Consider the following 20,761-nt stretch of genomic DNA (forward strand, 5'->3'; position numbering starts at 1 on the left):
AGGAGGCCGGCAACATGGTCGACCTCGACTCCAACCCGACCAAGCTCATCGAGATCGTCGAGATCGGCAAACAGCTCCTGATCACCCGGGGCGCGCTGACCACCTTCTCGATCGCCAACGACGTCGCCAAGTACTTCGCCATCATCCCGGCGATGTTCGCGGTGGCCTACCCGGGGCTGGACACCCTCAACATCATGCGGCTGTCCAGCCCCAACTCCGCCATCCTGTCGGCGATCATCTTCAACGCGCTGATCATCATCGCGCTGGTGCCGCTCGCCCTCAAGGGCGTGCAGTACCGCCCGGTCAGCGCCGACAGGATGCTCCGCCGCAACCTGACCGTCTACGGCCTCGGTGGCCTGGTCGCCCCCTTCCTCGGCATCAAACTCATCGACCTGCTCATCTCCCTCATTCCCGGGCTGCACTGATGCGGAAAGCGTGGTAACCGCCATGAACAACTCGGTACGCAGCACCGCCCGGTTGATCGGCGCCGGCCTGCGCGCCCTGCTCGTCCTGACCGTGGTGTGCGGCGTCATCTATCCGCTCGTGGTCACCGGCGTGGCCCAGGCGGCCTTCCCCGACCGGGCCAACGGGTCCGAGGTCCGCTCCCACGGCAAGGTCGTCGGCTCCTCGCTCCTCGGCCAGCGCTACGACAAGGGCACCGACAAACAGGGCAACCCGATCCCCGACCTGCGGTTCTTCCAGCCGCGTCCCTCCGCGGGGCTCGGCAGCAACCGGGCCAACGGCGTCAACACCCAGTACGACCTGCAGGTCTCCGGGGCCTCCAACCTGGGCGCCAGCAACACCGACCTGCTCAAGGCGGTCCGGGAACGCAAGAAGTGGGTCGCCGAGACCTACGGCGTCCCCGAGTCGAAGGTCCCTGCCGACGCCGTCACCTCGTCCGGCTCCGGCCTCGACCCGGACATCTCCCCGGCGTACGCACAACTCCAGGCCGCCCGCGTCGCCAAGGAGAACCACCTCCCGGCAACCACGGTGCGCCGGCTCGTCACCCGGCACACGGACGGCCGGACCCTCGGCTTCCTCGGCGAACCGCGGGTGAACGTACTGGAGTTGAACGTTGCGCTGCGGGACCTGGCGCGGGGGCAAGGGGAGAAGGGCTGAACAGGGGCTGAGCGGAACGATGGCTGAGCCGAACGATGGCTGAGCCGAACGACGGGTGGCGGGCGGCCTCCGGGGAGCTTCTTCTCGGGGGCCGCTTTCTGCTTTCAGGTATCTGAACGCGCCCTGCCCGTCGGGCAGTTGTGACGGCCGGGTGGACCCACCACACCTCCGTGTTGACTTCCTGCCACACACCTTGACGAGGCGTCGCCTTGGCCCTACTTTCCCCAGCCATGACGCGCGTTCATGTCAACGCCTGTCATTCATGTACGAGAACAGCTCCTCGTTCGTCCCCTTGAGCATCTCGGCAGGAAGGCGCCCACCCCCCATGCGCAGAACGTTCACCCTCGTCGCCGGAGCACTGGCCGGCGCCCTGACCGCGGGCCTCCTCATAGGCGCCCCGTCCACCGCGGCCCCGGCGGCCCCGAAACCGTCCGCGGCGGCACCGGCGACCTTCACCCACCCCGGCGTCCTCGTCGGCACCCGTCAGCTCGACCACGTCCGCGGCAAGGTCAACTCCGGTTCCCAGCCCTGGAAGAGCGCCTTCGACGCGATGATGGCGAGCCCCTACGCCTCGCTCTCCCGCACCCCCGAACCCCGCGCCACCGTCGAATGCGGCCCGTACTCCAAGCCCAACCACGGCTGCACCGACGAACGCGAGGACGCCCTCGCCGCCTACACCCTCTCGCTGGCCTGGTACCTCACCCGCGACAGCAGGTACGCCGACAAGGCGATCCAGATCATGGACGCCTGGTCCGCCACCCTCAAGGAGCACACCAACAGCAACGCCCCACTACAGACCGGCTGGGCGGGCTCCTCCTGGCCGCGCGCCGCCGAGATCATCCGCTACACGTACGACGGCTGGCCGAAGAACCGCATCGACCGCTTCGCCGGCATGCTGCGCACCGTCTACCTCCCCGAGGTCATCAACGGCTCGCACAGCAACGGGAACTGGGAACTGAGCATGATGGAGGCCGCCGTCGGCATCTCCGTCTTCCTGGAGGACAAGACCTCCTACGACAAGGCCCTCGCCACCTTCCGCGCCCGCGTGCCCGCGTACATCTACCTCACGTCCGACGGTGATCTGCCCAGGACCACACCGGGCAGCGGCCTGAACACCCGCGACAAGATCATCAAGTACTGGCAGGGCCAGTCCACCTTCGTCGACGGCCTCACCCAGGAAACCTGCCGGGACTTCACCCACACCGGATACGGCCTGTCGGCCATCTCCCACATCGCCGAGACCACCCGCCTGCAGGGCCAGGACCTCTACCCCGAGGTCGCCGAACGGCTGCGCCACGCACTCGGCTTCCAGGCCACCTACGAACTCGGCACCGCCCCGCCGTCCTGGCTGTGCGGCGGCACCGTCAAGCGCGGCCTGGGCCCTGTCACCGAGGTCGGCTACAACGCCCTGCACAACCGCCTGCACCACGCCATGCCGAGCACGCAGAAGCTCACCGAACAGCAGCGCCCGGCAGGCTCCAACAACCTCTTCGTGGCCTGGGAGACCTTGACCCACGCCGAGAACCCGAACTGACGGAATTCGGACGGGCGTTGGCGCCCATGGCCCCGCCCGAGGCCCCGCCCGAGAGTTATCCACAGGCGTTGCCTGCCGAACTGCGCGGTACGCATACTGACGCCATCGGCAGGCACCGCCGAGGGTGCCCGGCCGGCGCGGCGGACCGATGCCGCAAGGGGACTGGGGGGACGGATCATGCACAGCGGGGGAAGCGCATCCCGACCGGACACGGGCGGTGCGGGGGACACGTCGGCGTCGTCGGACACGTCCAACGCACCCGGAGGAGATGAGGTGAGTGGTGACGCCTCGACGATGGTCATCGTCGAGGACCTGCACCGCAGTTACGGCAGTGCGGGCAGCGACGCCGGTGCCGTGCACGCGCTCCGCGGAGTGTCCTGCCGCGTCCCGCGCGGCGAACTGGTGGCCCTGCGCGGCCGTTCCGGATCCGGCAAGACGACGCTCCTCAACCTCATCGGCGGCCTGGACACCCCGGACTCCGGACGCATCACCGTCGACGGCACCCCGCTCGCCGACCTCGGTGAGACCGGACTGCTGGAAATGCGTCGCGACCGCATCGGCTTCGTCTTCCAGTCGTTCGGACTGATACCGATCCTGAGCGCCGCCGAGAACGTCGGAGTGCCCTTGCGGCTCCGCAAGGTCCCGGCGCGTGAGCGAGAAGAACGGGTCGCGCTGCTGCTGTCACTGGTCGGCCTCGCCGACCACGCCCGGCAGCGCCCGGGCGAACTCTCCGGCGGCCAGCAACAACGCGTCGCGATAGCCCGCGCGCTGGCCAATCGCCCGGCGCTGCTCATAGCCGACGAGCCCACCGGCCAACTCGACGCGGAAACCGGCCTGGAGGTGATGGAACTGCTGCGCGCCGTCGTCCGCAGCGAGGGCGTCACGGCCCTGGTCGCCACCCACGACAACACCCTCCTGGGCCTGGCCGACCGCGTCCTCACGCTCAACGACGGGTTGATCACGGAGGAGGGAGCGCACAGCCGAGAGGGCGAGCCGAGCCAGGCGGGACAGCGCGGCTAGGGCGGTTCGTCAGGGTCGCGAGGGCGTAGTGGAAGGACTGGTCATGGCCCGCCCCCCCGCACCCAGCCGGACGCGCGCATGGCCGCCCCTTCCCGAGTCGCTTCGGGCCAGGGCGGCCAATACGGACGGCGCAGGGCGCCACGGTGCGCGGCGGCAGGTCCGGCGGCTCCAAGGGTGCCGCGGTGACCGGCCTGGTGGGGCGTCAGATCAGCGCGACCGTGAACAGTACGAACGCGAGCACGATGATGGCCACGCGGACGTAGTGGAAGCGGTCCCATCGGCCCACCTGCTGCTTCCAGTCGGCGGGTACGCCCTCCTTCGACCAGGTCGCGACGCGTGAGTTGATCGGTACGAGCAGCAGGATCGACATCACCACGCTCAGTACGAGCAGCACCGTGCCCACGGCGATGAGTGATGCGCCCTGGTCGCCCCAGGTCAGTGCGGACCACGCCGCGCCGAGGACGACCGAGCCGATGTACCAGAACGGCATGACCCGGCCGAGGACGCGTGCCCCGTCGCTTCGGGCGTCGAGTCCGCCGTCGTTCGGGAGCCGGTCGAGGATCGGGTTGACGAACACCGCCACCGCGAACTCCACGCCCACCATCAGTCCGACCACGACCACCGTGACGACAGCCAGTGCGTTGTGCATGTCCCCTCCCAAGGGCTCGAAGTGTCAGCGGGCTGACGACCGCCGACTTCTAGCGTCGCTAGGTTCTGGTTCGATGCTAGAGGTTTCATTGCTCCTTTGTCTAGCGGTGCTAGCATCGAGTCATGCCGGTACGTGAACGCAAGGAACGCGAGCGGGCCCACCGCCACAGGCTGATCGTCTCCACGGCCCGCGAGCTGGCCGAGACGCACGGATGGGACGCCGTCACCACGCGGCGCCTCGCCGAGCAGATCGAGTACAGCCAGCCCGTGCTCTACAGCCACTTCCGGGGCAAGAAGGAGATCGTCGGAGCGATCGCGCTGGAAGGGTTCGCCGAGCTGACGGCCGCGCTGCGCGCCGCGGCGCCGGAAGGGCCCGCCGGCCGGGAGGCGGTCGCCGCGCTGGCCCGCGCCTACATCGACTTCGCCGCGCGCAATCCCGCCCTGTACGACGCGATGTTCAGCCTCGACAACGGTCTCCCGTTCGCCGACGAGGCCACGCCCGCGCCGCTGCGCGAGGCGTTCCAGGCCCTGGTGGACCCGCTCGTCGACCATGCGCACCCCGACGAACCGGGCCTGTTCGTCGAGACGTTCTGGGCCGCGCTGCACGGACTGGTCACCCTCACCCGCGCCGGGCGCCTGCCCGCCGACCGGGCCCCCGACCGCCTCACCCTCCTGGTCGACCGCTTCGTCCCGCGGTGACGCCGACACGGCTGGATCCCGGCCGGCCACCGCCATCGCCCTCCGGTCGCTGGCGGCGCGTCAGCCCGGCCCCGCCCGCCGTTGCCGGAAGTCGTCGCTACCAGACGTCGCCGTCGCGCCAGTCGCAGGTGAGGTCGGAGTCGAGGTCCAGGGTGGCGGCGGGGGTCGGCAGGACGTAGAGGCAGTCGTCCTCGTCGGCGGTGCGCCGGACGCCGGACGGGGTGAGGGTCCAGGAGCGGCCGCGCCACTGCTGCCAGCCGCGGGCGGCGTAGAAGGCGGCGGCCTCGTCGGAGGCGCCGAGCGCGCCGAGGTCGTAGGCCTTGCGGATCACTCGTTCCAGCGCGGCCATCATGGCCGCCCCGTGGCCCCGCCCGCGCCGGTCCGCGCGTACCCCGACCCCCTCGACGTACCCGCAGCGCAGGGCCCGGCCGCCGTGCAGCAGCCGGCGCTGGATGACGGAGGCGTGGCCGACGAGTTCGCCGTCCTCGTAGGCCAGGGCGTGCAGACCGCCGAGGGCGTGGTCCCAGTCCTCCCCGGTCATGTCGTCGAAGACGTCGTAGAGGAGGGCGCGCACCGCCTCGAGCGTGGCGGCGTCCAGGTCGGCGGTGTGTGCGACCCGCACCGCGGTCATGCGGCCCGTCGTCAGATCTCCTCCGGGCGCGGGGGAGTGGCTGGTGCTGGTGCCGGTGGTGGGCTCGGGTGCGGGCGCGGCGTCCGTCATGAGGGGCATCGTCGCAGCCGGTCGTGACGTCTGGCGAGGTGTTTTCGCCGCGGCGAACGGACGGGAGCGGACCGGAACGGAGGGGAGTGGAGGGCGAGAACGGAGAGGGAGCGGCCGGGGAGGAGCGACGTCCTTCGGCCGCTCGCCACCCCCGCGGGTCCAGAAGCACCGGTCCGAAAGCGCCGGTCCGGAAACACCGGTCCGGAAACACCGGTCCGGAAGCGCCGGTCCGACAAGTGCCTGGCCGGATGCCCAGCCCCTTGTCGGACCGGTTACGGGCGCCCGTATCAGAGTCGCGTCAAGACCGGGGGTGAAGTCGTCAACTGCGGCTTTTGTTCCCTTGTGGGGTCGATAGGGTCGCAGCAGGCCAGCCCGGTGGGGGCGGCCTTCACGTAAGACAATGGGGCCATGGCACGCGGCAAGCTACGGATCTATCTCGGGGCGGCGCCCGGCGTCGGCAAGACCTACGCGATGCTGTCCGAGGCGCACCGGCGCGTGGAGCGGGGCACGGACGTCGCGGTGGCGTTCGTCGAGCACCACGGGCGGCCCCGTACGGAGGTCATGCTGCACGGCCTGGAGCAGATCCAGCGCCGCGAGCTGACGTACCGCGGCTCGGTTTTCACCGAAATGGACGTGGACGCGGCGCTGGAACGCAAGCCCGCCGTGGCCGTGGTCGACGAGTTGGCCCACACCAACGTGCCCGGTTCGCGCAACGCCAAGCGCTGGCAGGACATCGAGGAGCTGCTGGAAGCCGGCATCGATGTCATCTCGACGGTGAACATCCAGCACCTGGAGTCGCTCGGGGACGTCGTCGAGTCCATAACGGGCGTCCGGCAGCGCGAGACCGTGCCGGACGAGGTGGTGCGGCGGGCCGACCAGATCGAGCTGGTCGACATGTCGCCCCAGGCGATCCGGCGCCGGATGGCGCACGGGAACATCTACCAGCCCGACAAGGTGGACGCCGCCCTGTCGAACTACTTCCGGCCGGGCAACCTCACCGCGCTGCGCGAGCTGGCGCTCCTCTGGGTCGCCGACCGCGTCGACGAGTACCTCCAGGAGTACCGCGCGGAGCACTCGATCCGGTCGACCTGGCAGGCCCGCGAGCGGATCGTGGTCGGCCTGACCGGGGGCCCCGAGGGCCGTACGCTCATCCGCCGCGCCGCCCGGATGGCGGCCAAGGGTTCGGGCAGCGAGGTGCTGGCCGTCTACATAGCCCGCAGTGACGGGCTGACCTCCGCCTCGCCCAAGGAACTCGCCGTCCAGCGGACCCTGGTGGAGGACCTCGGCGGGACGTTCCACCACGTCATCGGGGACGACATACCGAGTGCGCTGCTGGAGTTCGCGCGCGGGGTGAACGCCACGCAGATCGTGCTGGGGTCCAGCCGCCGCAAGACCTGGCAGTACGTCTTCGGGCCCGGGGTGGGGGCGACCGTCGCCCGTGAATCGGGGCCGGACCTCGACGTGCACATCGTCACCCACGAGGAGGTCGCCAAGGGCCGTGGGCTGCCGGTGGCGCGCGGTGCGCGACTGGGGCGGGCCCGGATCATCGCCGGCTGGCTGGTCGGCGTGGTCGGCCCGGCGCTGCTCTCGCTGCTGCTGTCCGGCCTCGCCAACGGGCCCGGGCTGGCCAACGACGTCCTGCTGTTCCTCTTCCTGACCGTCGTCGCGGCGCTGCTCGGCGGGCAGCTGCCGGCGCTGGCGTCCGCGGCGGTCGGCTCGCTGCTGCTGAACTTCTACTTCACGCCCCCGACCCACACCCTCACCATCAGCGACCCGCAGAACATCGTCGCCATCGCGATCTTCTTCGCGGTCGCGGTGTCGGTCGCCTCGGTGGTCGACCTGGCCGCCCGCCGCACCCACCAGGCGGCCCGGCTGCGTGCCGAGTCGGAGATCCTGTCCTTCCTCGCCGGCAGCGTGCTGCGCGGCGAGACGACGCTGAACGCCCTGCTGGAGCGGGTCCGGGAGACCTTCGGCATGGACACCGTGGCGCTGCTGGAGCGGAGCAGCGACGTCGACCCGTGGACCTGCGCGGGCCGGGCCGGCGGCTCCGACAAGGGCGAGCCGCTGCAGCGCCCGGAGGACGCGGACGTCGACATGCCGGTGGGCGACCACATGGCGCTGGCGCTGACCGGGCGGGTGCTGCCCGCCGAGGACCGCCGGGTGCTGGCCGCCTTCGCCGCCCAGGCCGCCGTCGTCCTCGACCGGCAGCGGCTGGTCGGGGAGGCGGAACGGGCCCGGGAGCTGGCCGAGGGCAACCGCATCCGGACGGCGCTGCTGGCCGCGGTCAGCCACGACCTGCGGACGCCGCTGGCGAGCATCAAGGCCTCGGTCACCTCCCTGCGTTCGGACGACGTGGCCTGGTCGCCGGAGGACGAGGCGGAGCTGCTGGCGGGTATCGAGGCCGGCGCGGACCGGCTGGACCACCTGGTGGGCAACCTCCTGGACATGTCCCGGCTGCAGACCGGCACGGTCACCCCGCTGATCCGCGAGATCGACCTCGACGAGGTCGTGCCGATGGCGCTGGGCGGCGTACCGGAGGGCAGCGTCACTCTGGACATCCCGGAAGAGCTGCCGATGGTCGCGGTCGACCCCGGACTGCTGGAACGTTCGGTCGCCAATCTCGTCGAGAACGCCGTGAAGTACAGCCCGGACGGGGAAGCGGTGCTGGTCGCGGCCAGCGCGCTCGGCGACCGGGTGGAGCTGCGGATCGCCGACCGCGGTCCGGGCGTGCCGGACAGCGCCAAGGACCGCATCTTCGAGCCGTTCCAGCGCTACGGCGACGTCCCGCGCGGCGCCGGCGTGGGACTGGGGCTCGCCGTGGCCCGGGGCTTCGCGGAGGCGATGGGCGGCACGCTGGCCGCGGAGGACACCCCGGGGGGCGGTATGACGATGGTCCTCACGCTCCGGGCCGCGGGCGGCCGTCCGCCGGTCCGGCCCGACCTCCCGGCCCAGGTCACGACATGAGCCGGACCCCACCGCCGCCCCCCACCCCACGTCCTGCGGGCCGCCCCGCCGGGAAACGCACCGACCCCGTCCCGCCGGGACCCGACACCACACCACGAGGAGATCGCCAGTGAACCGGGTGCTTGTGGTCGATGACGAGCCGCAGATCGTTCGCGCCCTCGTGATCAACCTGAAGGCGCGCAAGTACGAGGTCGACGCCGCCCCCGACGGGGCCACCGCCCTCAAGCTCGCCGCCGCCCGCCACCCCGACGTCATCGTCCTGGACCTCGGCCTGCCCGACATGGACGGCGTCGAAGTGATCAAGGGGCTGCGGGGCTGGACCCGGGTGCCGATCCTGGTGCTCTCCGCCCGGCAGACCTCCGACGAGAAGGTGGAGGCGCTGGACGCGGGCGCGGACGACTACGTCACCAAGCCGTTCGGCATGGACGAGCTGCTGGCCCGGCTGCGGGCGGCGGTGCGCCGGGCCGAGCCGACCGGGCCGGCCGACACCGCCGTGGTCGTGGAGACCGAGGGCTTCACCGTCGACCTCGCCGCGAAGAAGGTCAACCGCGGCGGTCGGGACATCCGGCTGACCCCCACCGAATGGCACCTCCTGGAGGTCCTGGTCCGCAACGCGGGCCGGCTGGTCAGCCAGAAGCAGCTGCTCCAGGAGGTCTGGGGCCCGTCCTACGGCACCGAGACGAACTATCTGCGGGTCTACATGGCCCAGCTCCGCCGCAAGCTGGAGAGCGACCCCTCGCACCCGAAGCACTTCATCACCGAGCCGGGGATGGGGTACCGCTTCGAGCAGTGAGCCGGCGGGGAGGACGGGGGCCGGGCGGTGCCCGCGGTGGCGATCTCCCTGTGGACGCCGTGATCCGCGGACCCGGGCACCGGTACGCTGGCTTTATGAGTGCTGGGACCCGACCCGAGAAGCCGGCCGGTCGCTTTCGCCGGATGCTCGACAGGCTGTCCTCCTCCGAGGAGGAGCTGCAGTCCGCCGAGTTGCAGCAGGACGCGGAGGACGCGGGGTGCACCCGCATCTGCGACTGCGACGACCGCCAGATAGTCAAGGTCACCGGCACCCTGCGGCATGTCACGCTGCGGCCCCGTGCCGGTGTGCCCGCGCTGGAGGCGGAGCTGTTCGACGGCTCCGCCGCGCTCGACGTGGTGTGGCTCGGCCGCCGCTCCATCGTCGGCATCGAGCCGGGCCGTAAGCTCATCGCCTCGGGCCGGATCTCGCTGAGTCACGGACGCCGGGTGCTCTTCAATCCGAAGTACGAACTCCGACCGCTCGGACAGGAGTAGCCGGTGACGTCTTACGACCGACCGACCACCGATCCGCACGCCGCCGCCGGCGCCACCCCCGGCGCCGACCCCGCCCCCACCGCCCCGGCCCCGCCGGACGACGGCGGCGGAGCCGGCCGGGAGGTGACCGAGGCGGCGCTGTTCGAGGCGTTCGGCGGTGTGCGGGGCCTGGTGGAGACGGTGCTCCCCGGCCTGCTCTTCGTCGCGATCTTCACGGTCAACAAGGACCTGCACGTCTCGGCGATCGCCGCGCTGGCCGTCTCGCTGGTGCTGGCGGCCGTCCGCCTGGTCCGCAGGGACACCGTCAAGCACGCCTTCGGCGGTGTCTTCGGTGTGGCCTTCGGCGTGGTCTTCGCGATGATGACGGGCAACGCCAAGGACTTCTACCTCCCCGGCATGCTCTACACCCTCGGCCTGGCCGTGGCGTACATGGTCACGACGCTCGCCGGCGTGCCGCTGATCGGCCTGATCCTGGGCCCGGTCTTCAAGGAGAACCTCTCCTGGCGCACCCGTAACCCCGGCCGGAAGAAGGCGTACGCCAAGGCCAGCTGGGCCTGGGGACTGATCCTGCTCGGCAAGTGCGCGATCCTCTTCCCGCTGTACTGGTGGGCGGACACCACCCAGCTCGGCTGGGTGCTGATCGCGCTGAAGATCCCGCCGTTCCTGCTCGCGGTCTATCTGACCTGGGTCTTCCTGGTGAAGGCACCGCCGCCGATCGACGTCTTCGCCGAGATGGAGGCGGCCGAGCAGGCGGAGCAGGCGGAGCAGGCGGAGCAGGAACGCACGGCGGCACTGGCGAAGGACGGCGGCGGGGCAACGACGGGCCGCCACCGCCGCGAGTCCTGACCGCGACGCCGGCCGAAAGCCGAAACGCGACGAAGGGCGCTCCCGGAGATCTCCGGGAGCGCCCTTCGTCCGTGCCCGCGCCGTACGCCGGGTGCCGGCCGTACGACCGGGCCCGCTAGCCCGCCGCGTCCTCGCGCCGCATCGACAGCAGGTCCTCCAGCTGCTCCTCGCGGGACTGCGCCGCGACGAACAGCAGCTCGTCGCCCGCCTCCAGGACGTCCTCCTTGTTGGGCGTGAGCACCCGCGTGCCGCGGATGATCGTGACCAGGGAGGTGTCCTCGGGCCAGGCCACATCGCCGACCCGGGTGCCGGCCAGCGCGGCCTCCGGGGGCAGCGTCAGCTCGACGAGGTTGGCGTCGCCGTGGCTGAAGCGCAGCAGTCGGACCAGGTCGCCGACGCTGACCGCCTCCTCGACCAGGGCGGACATCAGACGCGGCGTGGAGACCGCGACGTCGACGCCCCAGGACTCGTTGAACAGCCACTCGTTCTTCGGGTTGTTCACCCGGGCGACCACCCGCGGCACGCCGTACTCGGTCTTGGCGAGCAGGGAGACGACGAGGTTGACCTTGTCGTCGCCGGTCGCCGCGATGACGACGTTGCAGCGCTGCAGCGCCGCCTCGTCGAGCGAGGTGATCTCACAGGCGTCGGCCAGCAGCCACTCCGCGAGCGGCACCCGCTCGACCGAGATGGCGGTCGGCGCCTTGTCGATGAGCAGGATCTCGTGTCCGTTCTCAAGGAGCTCGCCCGCGATGGAACGACCCACCGCGCCCGCGCCCGCAATCGCGACCCTCATGCGTGCGCCTCCTCGGGACCCGTGGCGAATGCCGCCTCGACCTTCTCGACCTCGTCGGTGCGCATCATGACGTGCACCAGGTCGCCTTCCTGCAGCACCGTCTGGGAGGTCGGCAGCATCGACTCGCCCAGCCGGGTGAGGAAGGCGACGCGCACGCCGGTCTCCTCCTGCAGCTTGCTGATCTTGTGGCCGACCCAGGCCGGGGCGGTGTGCACCTCGGCGAGCTGGACGCCGCCGCTGGGGTCCCGCCACAGCGGCTCGGCGCCCGACGGCAGCAGCCGGCGCAGCATCTGGTCGGCCGTCCAGCGGACGGTGGCGACCGTGGGGATGCCCAGCCGCTGGTAGACCTCGGCGCGACGCGGGTCGTAGATCCGGGCCGCGACGTTCTCGACACCGAACATCTCGCGGGCCACCCGGGCGGCGATGATGTTGGAGTTGTCACCGCTGGAGACGGCCGCGAAGGCACCCGCCTCCTCGATGCCGGCCTCCCGCAGGGTGTCCTGGTCGAAGCCGACGCCGGTCACCCGGCGGCCGCCGAAGGACGAGCCCAGCCGGCGGAAGGCGGTCGGGTCCTGATCGACCACCGCGATGGTGTGGCCCTGGCTCTCCAGGGTCTGTGCGAGCGCGGATCCGACCCGCCCGCACCCCATGATGACGATGTGCATGCTGATTACCCCGTGCCCTGTACTAGCGCGCTGACCTGCACAAACACCCTGCTCACTACTTCCTTCTCCCAGTACCGGCGACACGAAGCCACAGCTCGCGATACGGACCGGGTGCGGCAACGGGGGCGCTGGTCGCACCGGTGGTCCGGTACAACCGTAGCCGTAAGAGCGGCTGCTGTAGGGGGCGCGGTGGGCACCAGCCGGGGGCTCATCGGCCGGGCGGTGCGACGGCCTCCCGCGCCGGGCTGCGCCGCCCGCCGCCCGTAAGGCACGCTACGGGGTGTGCCCAATCTGCCTCTCCAGCCCCAACAGGGCTCTGCTGCCCCGCACATGGTGGTCTGCGGCGATGATGCGCTCGCCCACCGGCTCGCCGCCGAGCTCCGGGACGTCTACGGCGAACGGGTGACGCTGGTGGCCCCGTCCGCCCGCGAGCCGCACCGTCCGCGGATCCCGCCGCCGGCCAGCCCGCTGGGTCGGGCCGGTGCGCTGCTCGGCCGGGTGTCGGCGGCGATGACGCGGACCGCGCTGCCCGCGGAGCCGCCCGGTGAGGGCACCGAGCCGCCGCCCGAGCCGCTGCGGATCCTGGAGGCGGCGCAGCCGGACGACGCGGCGCTCACCGAGGCGGACATCGCCGGTGCGGAGGCGCTGGCCCTGGTCTACGACGACGACGAGCTCAACATCCACGCCGCGCTGCGGGCCCGCCGGCTCAACCCCCGGCTGCGGCTGGTCATCCGCCTCTACAACCGCAAGCTCGGCCAGCACCTGGAGGAGCTGCTCGACCAGGCCGCGGCGGTCGCCGCCCTGGGTGCCGGCGGGGACGGGCCCGCCGGGCCCGTGGACGGCGCGGCCGGGGTCGACGCCTCGACGACCGTGCTGTCCGACGCGGACACCGTGGCTCCCGCGCTGGTCGCCACCGCGGTCGCCGGTACCAGCAAGGTCATCGAGGCGGACGGGCTGCTGCTGCGGGCGGTGGAACGTACGCCGGTGCCGCCCGGCCGGGCGGGGGATCCGGAGCTGTGCACGCTGGCGGTGCTCCCCGCCTCCGCCGCCGACCCGGGAGCGGCCGCCCCGCATGCGTCGGTGGCCACCAACTCCCTTGAGGCGACACCGAGTTCGGGCGCCCTGGCCGACGAGGGGTCGGTGCTGCTGCCGGACGACGAGGAGGCCGAGGCCGCCGCCGGCCGGGCCCGCATCGTCCTGGAGACCGTCTCCTATACGGGCACGGGCTCCGCTCCCGGGACGGGGGCGGGCGCGGGGCGGCCGGTGCGCCGGCGAGGGCTGCGCGGCCGCGGTGCCCCGCTCGCCTCGCTGTTCTCCCGGCGGCTGCGCTGGTCGCTGGCCGGCCTCGTCGGCGCGGTGCTGGCACTGGCCGTCGCCTCCTCGCTCACCACCGGCGAGGACCCGCTGCACGCCACCTACCTCACGCTGCTGGACCTCTTCGCGATCAACGACCCGGCGCTCGGTGAGCCGCTGCCCCGCAAGATCCTCCAACTGCTCTCCGGCCTGACCGGTCTGCTGCTGCTGCCGGTGCTGGTCGCCGCGGCGTTCGAGGGGTTGGGCACGTTCCGCAGCGCCTCGGCACTGCGCCGGCCGCCGCGCGGGCTGTCGGGCCACGTCGTGCTGCTGGGCCTGGGCAAGGTCGGCACCCGGGTGCTGGCCCGGCTGCACGAGATGGGCATCCCCGTGGTGTGCATCGAGGCGGACCCGGAGGCGCGGGGGCTCGCACTGGCCCGGCGGCTGCGGGTGCCGACCGTCCTGGGGGACGTCACCCACGAAGGCGTCCTGGAGGCCGCGATGATCGGGCGGGCATCCGGTCTGCTCGCGCTGACCAGCGAGGACACCACCAATCTGGAGGCCGCCCTCTACGCCCGCTCGGTCACCCCGCAGCTGCGGGTGACCCTCCGGCTGTTCGACGACCGCTTCGCCACCGCCGTCTACCGCACCCTGCGCGCCGCGCACCCCCGGGCGCTGACCCGCAGCCGCAGCGTCTCCTTCCTGGCCGCCCCCGCCTTCGCCGGCGCGATGATGGGACGGCAGATCCTGGGGGCGATCCCGGTCGAGCGCCGGGTGCTGCTGGTCGCCCGGGTCGAGGTCCGCGGTCACGCCGCACTGGAGGGCCGTACGGTCGGCGAGGTCCGCCGGCCGGGCCGGCTGCGGGTGCTGGCCGTCGACACCTCGGCACCGGACGACCCGGACCCGGACGCGCAGGCCGCCGCGCCGCCGCCGGCCGCCGAACGCGCGCCGGCCCACCTGGCCCACGAGCTGGGCGACGGCTACGTCCTGCGGCCCCAGGACCGGGTGCTGCTGGTCGCCACCCGCCAGGGCCTGGGCGCCCTGCACTCACGGCGTCCCCGGCCGTCCGGCCCCGGACCGGCGGCCACGGCGCGCACCGGGGGAGGGCCGAGCGGCCCGGCGTGACGACGGCCGGGACGACGGGCGAGCGGGCAGCGGCGCGGGGCGGCACTCCGACGCCCGCTCCGCCCCACGTGACGAAGGCCACGAAAGCCGGCCCGCACCCCGCTCCCGGCGGGCTTCCTGTGCGTACGACGTGCGGATTCTGTGCAGGCACGGGCGCGCGGACCGTTCACGACCTGGGCCGGTGTGGCCCGCGCCACGGCGGGTTGGTCCCCCGTGTGGGTGGCGGGTGGGCAGGGGGCTTGACTAAGCCTTAGCATCCTCTGCGTGTCCAAACTGACCGACGTGCCCAAACGGATCTTGATCGGGCGCGCACTGCGCAGCGACCGGCTCGGGGAGACCCTGCTCCCCAAGCGCATCGCACTCCCCGTCTTCGCCTCCGACCCGCTCTCCTCCGTGGCCTACGCGCCGGGCGAGGTGCTGCTCGTCCTGTCCGTCGCGGGAGTGTCGGCCTACAACTTCAGCCCCTGGATCGCGGTCGCGGTCGTGGTGCTGATGTTCACCGTCGTCGCGTCGTACCGGCAGAACGTGCACGCCTACCCGAGCGGTGGCGGTGACTACGAGGTCGCCACCACCAACCTCGGTGCCAAGGCCGGTCTCACCGTCGCCAGCGCCCTGCTCGTCGACTACGTCCTGACCGTCGCGGTGTCCATCTCCTCCGGAATCGAGAACCTGGGCTCCGCGATCCCGTTCGTCGTCGAGCACAAGACGTTCTGCGCGATCGCCGTCATCGTCCTGTTGACCCTGATGAACCTGCGCGGGGTCAAGGAGTCCGGCAAGCTCTTCGCGATCCCGACGTACGTCTTCGTGGCCGGCGTCTTCATCATGATCATCTGGGGCGTCATCCGCTCCGTGGTCATGGGCGACACGATGAAGGCCCCCACCGCCGACTACACCATCCACGCCGAACAGGGCGGCCTGGCCGGCTTCGCGCTGATCTTCCTGCTGCTGCGCGCCTTCTCCTCCGGCTGTGCCGCGCTCACCGGAGTCGAGGCGATCTCCAACGGCGTCCCGGCCTTCCGCAAGCCCAAGTCGAAGAACGCCGCCACCACGCTGGCCCTCATGGGCGGCCTGGCCGTGACCATGTTCTGCGGCATCATCGCGCTGGCCATGACGACGCGGGTCAGGATGGCCGAGAACCCGGCCACCGACCTGCTGAACAACGGCAAGCCGCTGGGCTCCGGCTACACCCAGAACCCGGTGATCTCCCAGGTCGCCGAGGCCGTCTTCGGCAAGGGCAGCTTCCTCTTCGTCGTCCTGGCCGCCGCCACCGCGCTGGTCCTGTTCCTGGCCGCCAACACCGCCTACAACGGCTTCCCGCTGCTCGGCTCGATCCTGGCCCAGGACCGCTACCTGCCGCGCCAGCTGCACACCCGCGGTGACCGGCTGGCCTTCTCCAACGGCATCGTGCTGCTGGCCGGCGCCGCCGCGGTCCTGGTCTACCTCTACGGCGCGGACTCCACCCGCCTGATCCAGCTCTACATCGTCGGCGTCTTCGTCTCCTTCACGCTCAGCCAGACCGGCATGGTCCGCCACTGGAACCGCCATCTGCGCACCGAGAAGGACCCGGCCAAGCGCCACCGGATGCACCGCTCCCGCGCGATCAACGCGTTCGGTGCCTTCTTCACCGGGCTCGTCCTCGTCGTCGTCCTCCTGACGAAGTTCACCCACGGCGCCTGGGTGGCCCTGCTCGGCATGGTCATCTTCTTCGCCACCATGACCGCGATCCGCCGCCACTACGACCGGGTTGCCGACGAGATCGCCGCCGAGGACACGCTGGACGACGACGTCGCCCGCCCCTCGCGCGTGCACTCCCTCGTCCTGGTCTCCAAGGTGCACAAGCCCACGCTGCGGGCCCTGAACTATGCCAAGCTGATGCGCACCGACACCCTCGAAGCGGTCAGCGTGGACGTCGACCAGGCCGACACCAAGGCACTGCGCGAGGAGTGGGAGCGCCGCGGCATCGAGGTGCCGCTCAAGGTCCTGGCCTCGCCCTACCGCGAGATCACGCGCCCCATCATCGACTACGTCAAGTCGCTCCGCCGGGAGAGCCCGCGCGACGCCGTCTCCGTCTACATCCCCGAGTACGTCGTCGGCCACTGGTACGAGCACCTCCTGCACAACCAGAGCGCCCTCCGCCTCAAGGGCCGCCTCCTCTTCACCCCCGGCGTCATGGTCACCTCCGTGCCCTGGCAGCTGGACTCCTCCGAGGCCGCCAAGCTGCGCGCCCGCAAGCGCGCCGAGTGGAACGCCCCGGGCGCGGTACGCCGCGGACCGGTCGCCCAGCCGAAGAAGGAGAAGGCGGCGACGAAGAAGTAGCGGCGGGCGGGCGACCGCGGGCCGGCACATCACCGGCCGGGCGGGCGACCGGGCACACCGCTCCGGGACGTAGACTTGACGGCTGGCCTCCCTCCGGAGGCCGGCCGTCGTCGCGTCGTACCACCACCTCAGGAGCCCACCCGCCATGCCGGAAGAACCCAAGAACCCGCTGGCCGGCGAGGAGAAGTCCCTGGCCGGTGCGGACGAGCCGCCGGCCGGCGCCGCCGCGAAGTCGCTGATCGGCGCGGAGTACGAGGTCGAGGTCGGCCCGGTCGCACACGGCGGCCACTGCATCGCCCGTACCGAAGCGGGCCAGGTCCTCTTCGTCCGCCACACGCTCCCCGGTGAGCGCGTGATCGCCCGGGTCACCGAGGGCGAAGAAGGCGCCCGCTTCCTCCGCGCCGACGCCGTGGAGATCCTGCAGCCTTCCAAGGACCGCGTCGAGGCCCCCTGCCCGTTCTCCGGCCCCGGCCGCTGCGGCGGCTGCGACTGGCAGCACGCCAAGCCCGGCGCCCAGCGCCGCCTCAAGGGCGAGGTGGTGGCCGAGCAGCTGATGCGGCTGGCCGGACTGACTCCCGAGGCGGCCGGCTGGGACGGCACCGTCGAGCCCGCCCCCGGCGACAAGGTCGGCCCCGGCGAGGTCCCCGCCTGGCGCACCCGCGTCCAGTACGCCGTCGACGCCGAGGGCCACGCCGGCCTGCGCAAGCACCGTTCGCACGACGTCGAGCCGGTCACCCACTGCCTGATCGCCGCCCCCGGCGTGTCCGAACTCGGCGTCGAGAAGCGCGACTGGCCCCAGATCGCCACCGTCGAGGCGATCGCCGCCACCGGCTCCCACGACCGCCAGGTCATCCTCACCCCCCGCCCCGGCGGCCGCCTGCCGATCGTCGAACTCGACAAGCCGGTCTCCGTCATGCGCATCGGGGAAAAGGACGGCGCCGTCCACCGCGTCCACGGCCGCCCCTTCGTCCGCGAACGCGCCGCCGGCCGCACCTGGCGCGTCGGCAACGGCGGCTTCTGGCAGGTCCACCCGAAGGCCGCCGATCTCCTCGTCGACGCCGTCATGCAGGGCCTGATGCCGAAGAAGGGCGACATGGCCCTCGACCTCTACTGCGGCGTCGGCCTGTTCGCCGGCGCCCTCGCCGAACGCGTCGGCGACAAGGGCGCGGTCCTCGGCATCGAATCCGGCAAGCGCGCCGTCGAGGACGCCCGCCACAACCTCGCCGACCTCGACCGCGTCCGCATCGAACACGGCAAGGTCGAATCCGTCCTCCCCCGCACCGGCATCACCGACGTCGACCTCGTCGTCCTCGACCCACCCCGAGCCGGCGCCGGCAAATCCACCGTCCACCACCTCGCCTCCCTCACCCCCCGCCGCCTCGCCTACGTGGCCTGCGACCCGGCGGCCCTCGCCCGCGACCTGAAGTACTTCGCGGAGGTGGGGTACGCACCTCGGCGGATGCGGGCGTTTGATCTGTTTCCGATGACGCATCATGTGGAGTGCGTGGTGATTTTGGAGCGGGTGAAGAAGGACGGCTGAGCTGGCTTTGATTTGGGTGGGCGTGAATGCGATTTCACGCCCATTCCTGTTGTTGGAGGAGGAAGCCCCGGAAGCGACTCAGAGGGATCGCACCGGGCTCGTCCTACGACGATGCGGTCCGTCCTGTCCACCTTGGCGTATGACAGCGACGGACTGAGTGCTGCGGCCGACCGGCTTGCGGGCGACCAGGCGCCAGGGCGCCTCACCGAGACGCTGTGGGGCCCAGAGCCCGCTCGGTGAGAACGCGCCGTGCCGCCGCTCCGCCTTCACAGTTGAGCCGAGTCCTCGCCAGTCCGTGGGATCAGAGAGCGGAGCTTCTCGCGGGTCTCCCGGTCGGTCGAGTAGATGATGGTTCCGATCATGCCCCGGGTCAGCAGCACCTTGTAGGTGTTGCGGACCAGCCGGTCGACGTCCTCGTCCGGGGTGGACTTGGTGAAGGAGGGGTCCTTGGAGGCGGTGCGATCCACGACCCAGCGGTCGGTGCGCCAGACGATGTCCGGACCCATGATCACGCCCGACCAGTCGTACTCGAAGCCCTGTGCTGTGTAGACACACCCGATCTGTCCGAACCCGGCTGGGTCGGTGGCCCAGAGCGGTGCCGGCGGGGCACCGAGGAGGGCGCGGTCGCCGTAGAGGTTCCACGGCCTCGCCCAGTGACCGATGGTCACGTCTGCAGGCAGTGCGGACATGCTCGGAGTGATCTTCGTCGTCCACTTCCAGCAGTAGCCGGCGGACATGCGAGCGCCGAAACCCTCGCCCCGTCGCGCGGCCAGGAAGTCTTCCAACTCCTGTGGACTGTCGGCGGTCAGCAACTGCACCTTGGCGTCCGGCTCCCACACAACAGGTCCGTCGCCTTCCAGCCCCAGCAAGCTGGTCACCCAGCGCAGGTACGCGTCGCTGCCACCGCACCGGAACTGACTGTCCAGTTCCACCACCGTGCACTCCAGCCCCTGCTCGGCCGCGGCCTGCCGAATCTGTTCCACCGTCCCCATCTCGCCCGGACGCACCACCTGGTGCTGGTCCAGCAGGAACACGGGCACCCGGGCGGCGTCGATCAGCTCCGCCACCTGCGGGCGGCCAGTGCGCAGCGCAGCCTTGGTGTAGCGATTGGCAGAGGTCTTGCGGAGGCGATGGGCCTCGTCGCAGACCAGGACGTCGAGATCGTTGGGCTCGGCTTCCATGAAGCTGTTGAAGTAGCGGAAGAGCCGCTGGACCTCGGGCTTCCGGACGCCGGCGACCTTGCGCATCGTCTTGGTGAACGATTGCGACCCGGTGGCGTGCAGGGCCGGAATCCCGCGCCGGTAGAGGTCCCCCAGCAGGGACAGGGCGATCACGCTCTTGCCGGAGCCCGGTCCGCCGGCCACCACAACGACCTGCTTGTGGTTGGAGCGCCGCGCCTGGCGCACCGCGGACATCACCGTCTCGTAGGCGAGCCGCTGCTCATCCAGCAGCACGAACTGCTCCCGGCTGCGCACCTCTTCGGCAGCGACGGACATGAGCTGCTTGGACGGCCGTACCTTCCCCTGGAGGAGAGCATCGGCAGCGTCCGCGCCCGGCTTCGCCGCCAGCCTCGAGCGCAGGTAACCCAGGAAGGCGCCGCGCTGATCGCCCGTGAACATCCGACCCCGATGGTCCTCGGTGACGGCGCGCAACCCCGCTACCCCGAACTCGGTCGCGTTGTGCAGGTAGGCCACCCCTGAGACCGACTCCGGGATGCGCTCCAGCGCTCCGTTGAACGACACCAAGTAGTCACAGTAGCCGCGTACTTGCTCGATCGGGTTCAGGACCGGCGCCGGGTAGGCGGGAATGCGGCAGCGCAGTGGATCGTCGTCCTCCGGGTAAGCCTCGCTCCACTGCTTGAGCTCGACCACCACGTACGACGGCTCACCGGTGTTCGGATGCACCCCGGCGAGTATCACGTCAGCGCGTTTGCTGGTCAGCGGGAGCCCGTACTCAAGCAGCATTTCGACCTCACCGAGGCCGGCCTCCACCAAGGCGTTGGTCAGCGCCGGGATGCTGCGCTCCCAGGAACGAACTTCCGCCGGCTGGGGCCGATGGTGGTGCTTGTGCAGGAAGTTCTCTGTCAGGAGTTCCGCCAGCCGTCCTTCGAGGTGGGTGCGGTCGGCCAGCGATGCCGCAGACTCACGGAACAGCAAGAAAACGCCCCCAGGCAGCACGAAGTGACTCGTGC

Annotated in this window: 16 protein-coding genes and 1 pseudogene; 12 read left to right on the forward strand and 5 right to left on the reverse strand. The window is 71.3% G+C overall.

Features of this window, described 5'->3' with window-relative positions:
• From V2J85_RS39800 to V2J85_RS39815, 4 genes and pseudogenes are all read left to right on the forward strand, one after another.
• Positions 1-425 (forward strand): annotated as a pseudogene (locus tag V2J85_RS39800) (potassium-transporting ATPase subunit B); the annotation flags it as partial.
• 22 nt (positions 426-447) lie between these two features.
• The gene (kdpC, locus tag V2J85_RS39805) at positions 448-1,119 is read left to right on the forward strand and encodes a potassium-transporting ATPase subunit KdpC (RefSeq protein WP_330824304.1); all 672 of its coding nucleotides are present in this window, start codon (positions 448-450) and stop codon (positions 1,117-1,119) included.
• A gap of 325 nt (positions 1,120-1,444) precedes the next feature.
• Positions 1,445-2,653, forward strand: a complete 1,209-nt coding sequence (locus V2J85_RS39810; protein WP_261955259.1) for an alginate lyase family protein — start codon at positions 1,445-1,447, stop codon at positions 2,651-2,653.
• Between the two features lie 294 nt (positions 2,654-2,947).
• Positions 2,948-3,673, forward strand: a complete 726-nt coding sequence (locus V2J85_RS39815) for an ABC transporter ATP-binding protein (RefSeq protein WP_261957396.1) — start codon at positions 2,948-2,950, stop codon at positions 3,671-3,673.
• Positions 3,674-3,875: 202 nt separating this feature from the next.
• Here the strand turns inward: V2J85_RS39815 and V2J85_RS39820 are convergent, their stop codons facing one another.
• A complete protein-coding gene (locus tag V2J85_RS39820) occupies positions 3,876-4,322 on the reverse strand; it encodes a DUF1772 domain-containing protein (RefSeq protein ID WP_261955258.1) in 447 nt (148 codons plus the stop codon).
• 122 nt (positions 4,323-4,444) lie between these two features.
• On the opposite strand from V2J85_RS39820, the gene V2J85_RS39825 reads away from it, so the two are divergent.
• A complete protein-coding gene (locus V2J85_RS39825) occupies positions 4,445-5,020 on the forward strand; it encodes a TetR/AcrR family transcriptional regulator (protein WP_330824305.1) in 576 nt (191 codons plus the stop codon).
• Between the two features lie 97 nt (positions 5,021-5,117).
• Here V2J85_RS39825 and V2J85_RS39830 read toward each other — a convergent pair whose 3' ends face one another.
• Positions 5,118-5,651, reverse strand: a complete 534-nt coding sequence (locus tag V2J85_RS39830; RefSeq protein ID WP_330824309.1) for a GNAT family N-acetyltransferase — start codon at positions 5,649-5,651, stop codon at positions 5,118-5,120.
• Between the two features lie 498 nt (positions 5,652-6,149).
• Here V2J85_RS39830 and V2J85_RS39835 point away from each other — a divergent pair, with 498 nt between their 5' ends.
• From V2J85_RS39835 to V2J85_RS39850, 4 genes are all read left to right on the forward strand, one after another.
• Entirely contained in the window at positions 6,150-8,705 is a 2,556-nt protein-coding gene (locus V2J85_RS39835) for a sensor histidine kinase (protein ID WP_261955256.1), read from the forward strand.
• A 109-nt stretch (positions 8,706-8,814) separates the two neighbouring features.
• Entirely contained in the window at positions 8,815-9,498 is a 684-nt protein-coding gene (locus tag V2J85_RS39840; RefSeq protein WP_030808251.1) for a response regulator, read from the forward strand.
• 95 nt (positions 9,499-9,593) lie between these two features.
• The gene (locus V2J85_RS39845; protein ID WP_107052695.1) at positions 9,594-9,992 is read left to right on the forward strand and encodes an OB-fold nucleic acid binding domain-containing protein; all 399 of its coding nucleotides are present in this window, start codon (positions 9,594-9,596) and stop codon (positions 9,990-9,992) included.
• Between the two features lie 3 nt (positions 9,993-9,995).
• On the forward strand, positions 9,996-10,838 hold the full coding sequence (locus V2J85_RS39850) for a DUF3159 domain-containing protein (protein WP_330824306.1): 843 nt from the start codon (positions 9,996-9,998) through the stop codon (positions 10,836-10,838).
• Positions 10,839-10,953: 115 nt separating this feature from the next.
• Here V2J85_RS39850 and V2J85_RS39855 read toward each other — a convergent pair whose 3' ends face one another.
• Positions 10,954-11,631 (reverse strand): potassium channel family protein, encoded by a 678-nt coding sequence (locus V2J85_RS39855; protein ID WP_261955254.1) that lies wholly within the window; start codon positions 11,629-11,631, stop codon positions 10,954-10,956.
• On the reverse strand, positions 11,628-12,296 hold the full coding sequence (locus V2J85_RS39860) for a potassium channel family protein (protein ID WP_030412324.1): 669 nt from the start codon (positions 12,294-12,296) through the stop codon (positions 11,628-11,630). Before V2J85_RS39860 ends, V2J85_RS39855 begins: the two co-directional genes overlap by 4 nt.
• Positions 12,297-12,626: 330 nt before the next feature.
• Here V2J85_RS39860 and V2J85_RS39865 point away from each other — a divergent pair, with 330 nt between their 5' ends.
• From V2J85_RS39865 to V2J85_RS39875, 3 genes are all read left to right on the forward strand, one after another.
• Entirely contained in the window at positions 12,627-14,714 is a 2,088-nt protein-coding gene (locus V2J85_RS39865) for an NAD-binding protein (protein ID WP_330824310.1), read from the forward strand.
• A 264-nt stretch (positions 14,715-14,978) separates the two neighbouring features.
• A complete protein-coding gene (locus V2J85_RS39870) occupies positions 14,979-17,030 on the forward strand; it encodes an APC family permease (protein ID WP_330824307.1) in 2,052 nt (683 codons plus the stop codon).
• 145 nt (positions 17,031-17,175) lie between these two features.
• Positions 17,176-18,570, forward strand: coding sequence for a class I SAM-dependent RNA methyltransferase (locus tag V2J85_RS39875; RefSeq protein WP_330824308.1), 1,395 nt, complete (start codon positions 17,176-17,178; stop codon positions 18,568-18,570).
• A gap of 266 nt (positions 18,571-18,836) precedes the next feature.
• On the opposite strand, the gene V2J85_RS39880 is transcribed toward V2J85_RS39875, so the two are convergent.
• Positions 18,837-20,726 (reverse strand): DUF2075 domain-containing protein, encoded by a 1,890-nt coding sequence (locus tag V2J85_RS39880; RefSeq protein ID WP_330824311.1) that lies wholly within the window; start codon positions 20,724-20,726, stop codon positions 18,837-18,839.
• Positions 20,727-20,761: the final 35 nt, after the last annotated feature.

It is taken from the genome of Streptomyces bugieae (assembly GCF_036352915.1).
GTDB classification, from domain to species: domain Bacteria; phylum Actinomycetota; class Actinomycetes; order Streptomycetales; family Streptomycetaceae; genus Streptomyces; species Streptomyces endophytica.

Excerpts from the sequence above, each read along its gene's own strand:
- kdpC (WP_330824304.1), top strand. The coding sequence starts at position 448 with ATGAACAACTCGGTACGCAGCACCGCCCGGTTGATCGGCGCCGGCCTG.
- V2J85_RS39810 (WP_261955259.1), top strand. The coding sequence starts at position 1,445 with ATGCGCAGAACGTTCACCCTCGTCGCCGGAGCACTGGCCGGCGCCCTG.
- V2J85_RS39815 (WP_261957396.1), top strand. The coding sequence starts at position 2,948 with ATGGTCATCGTCGAGGACCTGCACCGCAGTTACGGCAGTGCGGGCAGC.
- V2J85_RS39820 (WP_261955258.1), bottom strand. The coding sequence starts at position 4,322 with ATGCACAACGCACTGGCTGTCGTCACGGTGGTCGTGGTCGGACTGATG.
- V2J85_RS39825 (WP_330824305.1), top strand. The coding sequence starts at position 4,445 with ATGCCGGTACGTGAACGCAAGGAACGCGAGCGGGCCCACCGCCACAGG.
- V2J85_RS39830 (WP_330824309.1), bottom strand. The coding sequence starts at position 5,651 with ATGACCGCGGTGCGGGTCGCACACACCGCCGACCTGGACGCCGCCACG.
- V2J85_RS39835 (WP_261955256.1), top strand. The coding sequence starts at position 6,150 with ATGGCACGCGGCAAGCTACGGATCTATCTCGGGGCGGCGCCCGGCGTC.
- V2J85_RS39845 (WP_107052695.1), top strand. The coding sequence starts at position 9,594 with ATGAGTGCTGGGACCCGACCCGAGAAGCCGGCCGGTCGCTTTCGCCGG.
- V2J85_RS39855 (WP_261955254.1), bottom strand. The coding sequence starts at position 11,631 with ATGAGGGTCGCGATTGCGGGCGCGGGCGCGGTGGGTCGTTCCATCGCG.
- V2J85_RS39860 (WP_030412324.1), bottom strand. The coding sequence starts at position 12,296 with ATGCACATCGTCATCATGGGGTGCGGGCGGGTCGGATCCGCGCTCGCA.
- V2J85_RS39865 (WP_330824310.1), top strand. The coding sequence starts at position 12,627 with ATGGTGGTCTGCGGCGATGATGCGCTCGCCCACCGGCTCGCCGCCGAG.
- V2J85_RS39875 (WP_330824308.1), top strand. The coding sequence starts at position 17,176 with ATGCCGGAAGAACCCAAGAACCCGCTGGCCGGCGAGGAGAAGTCCCTG.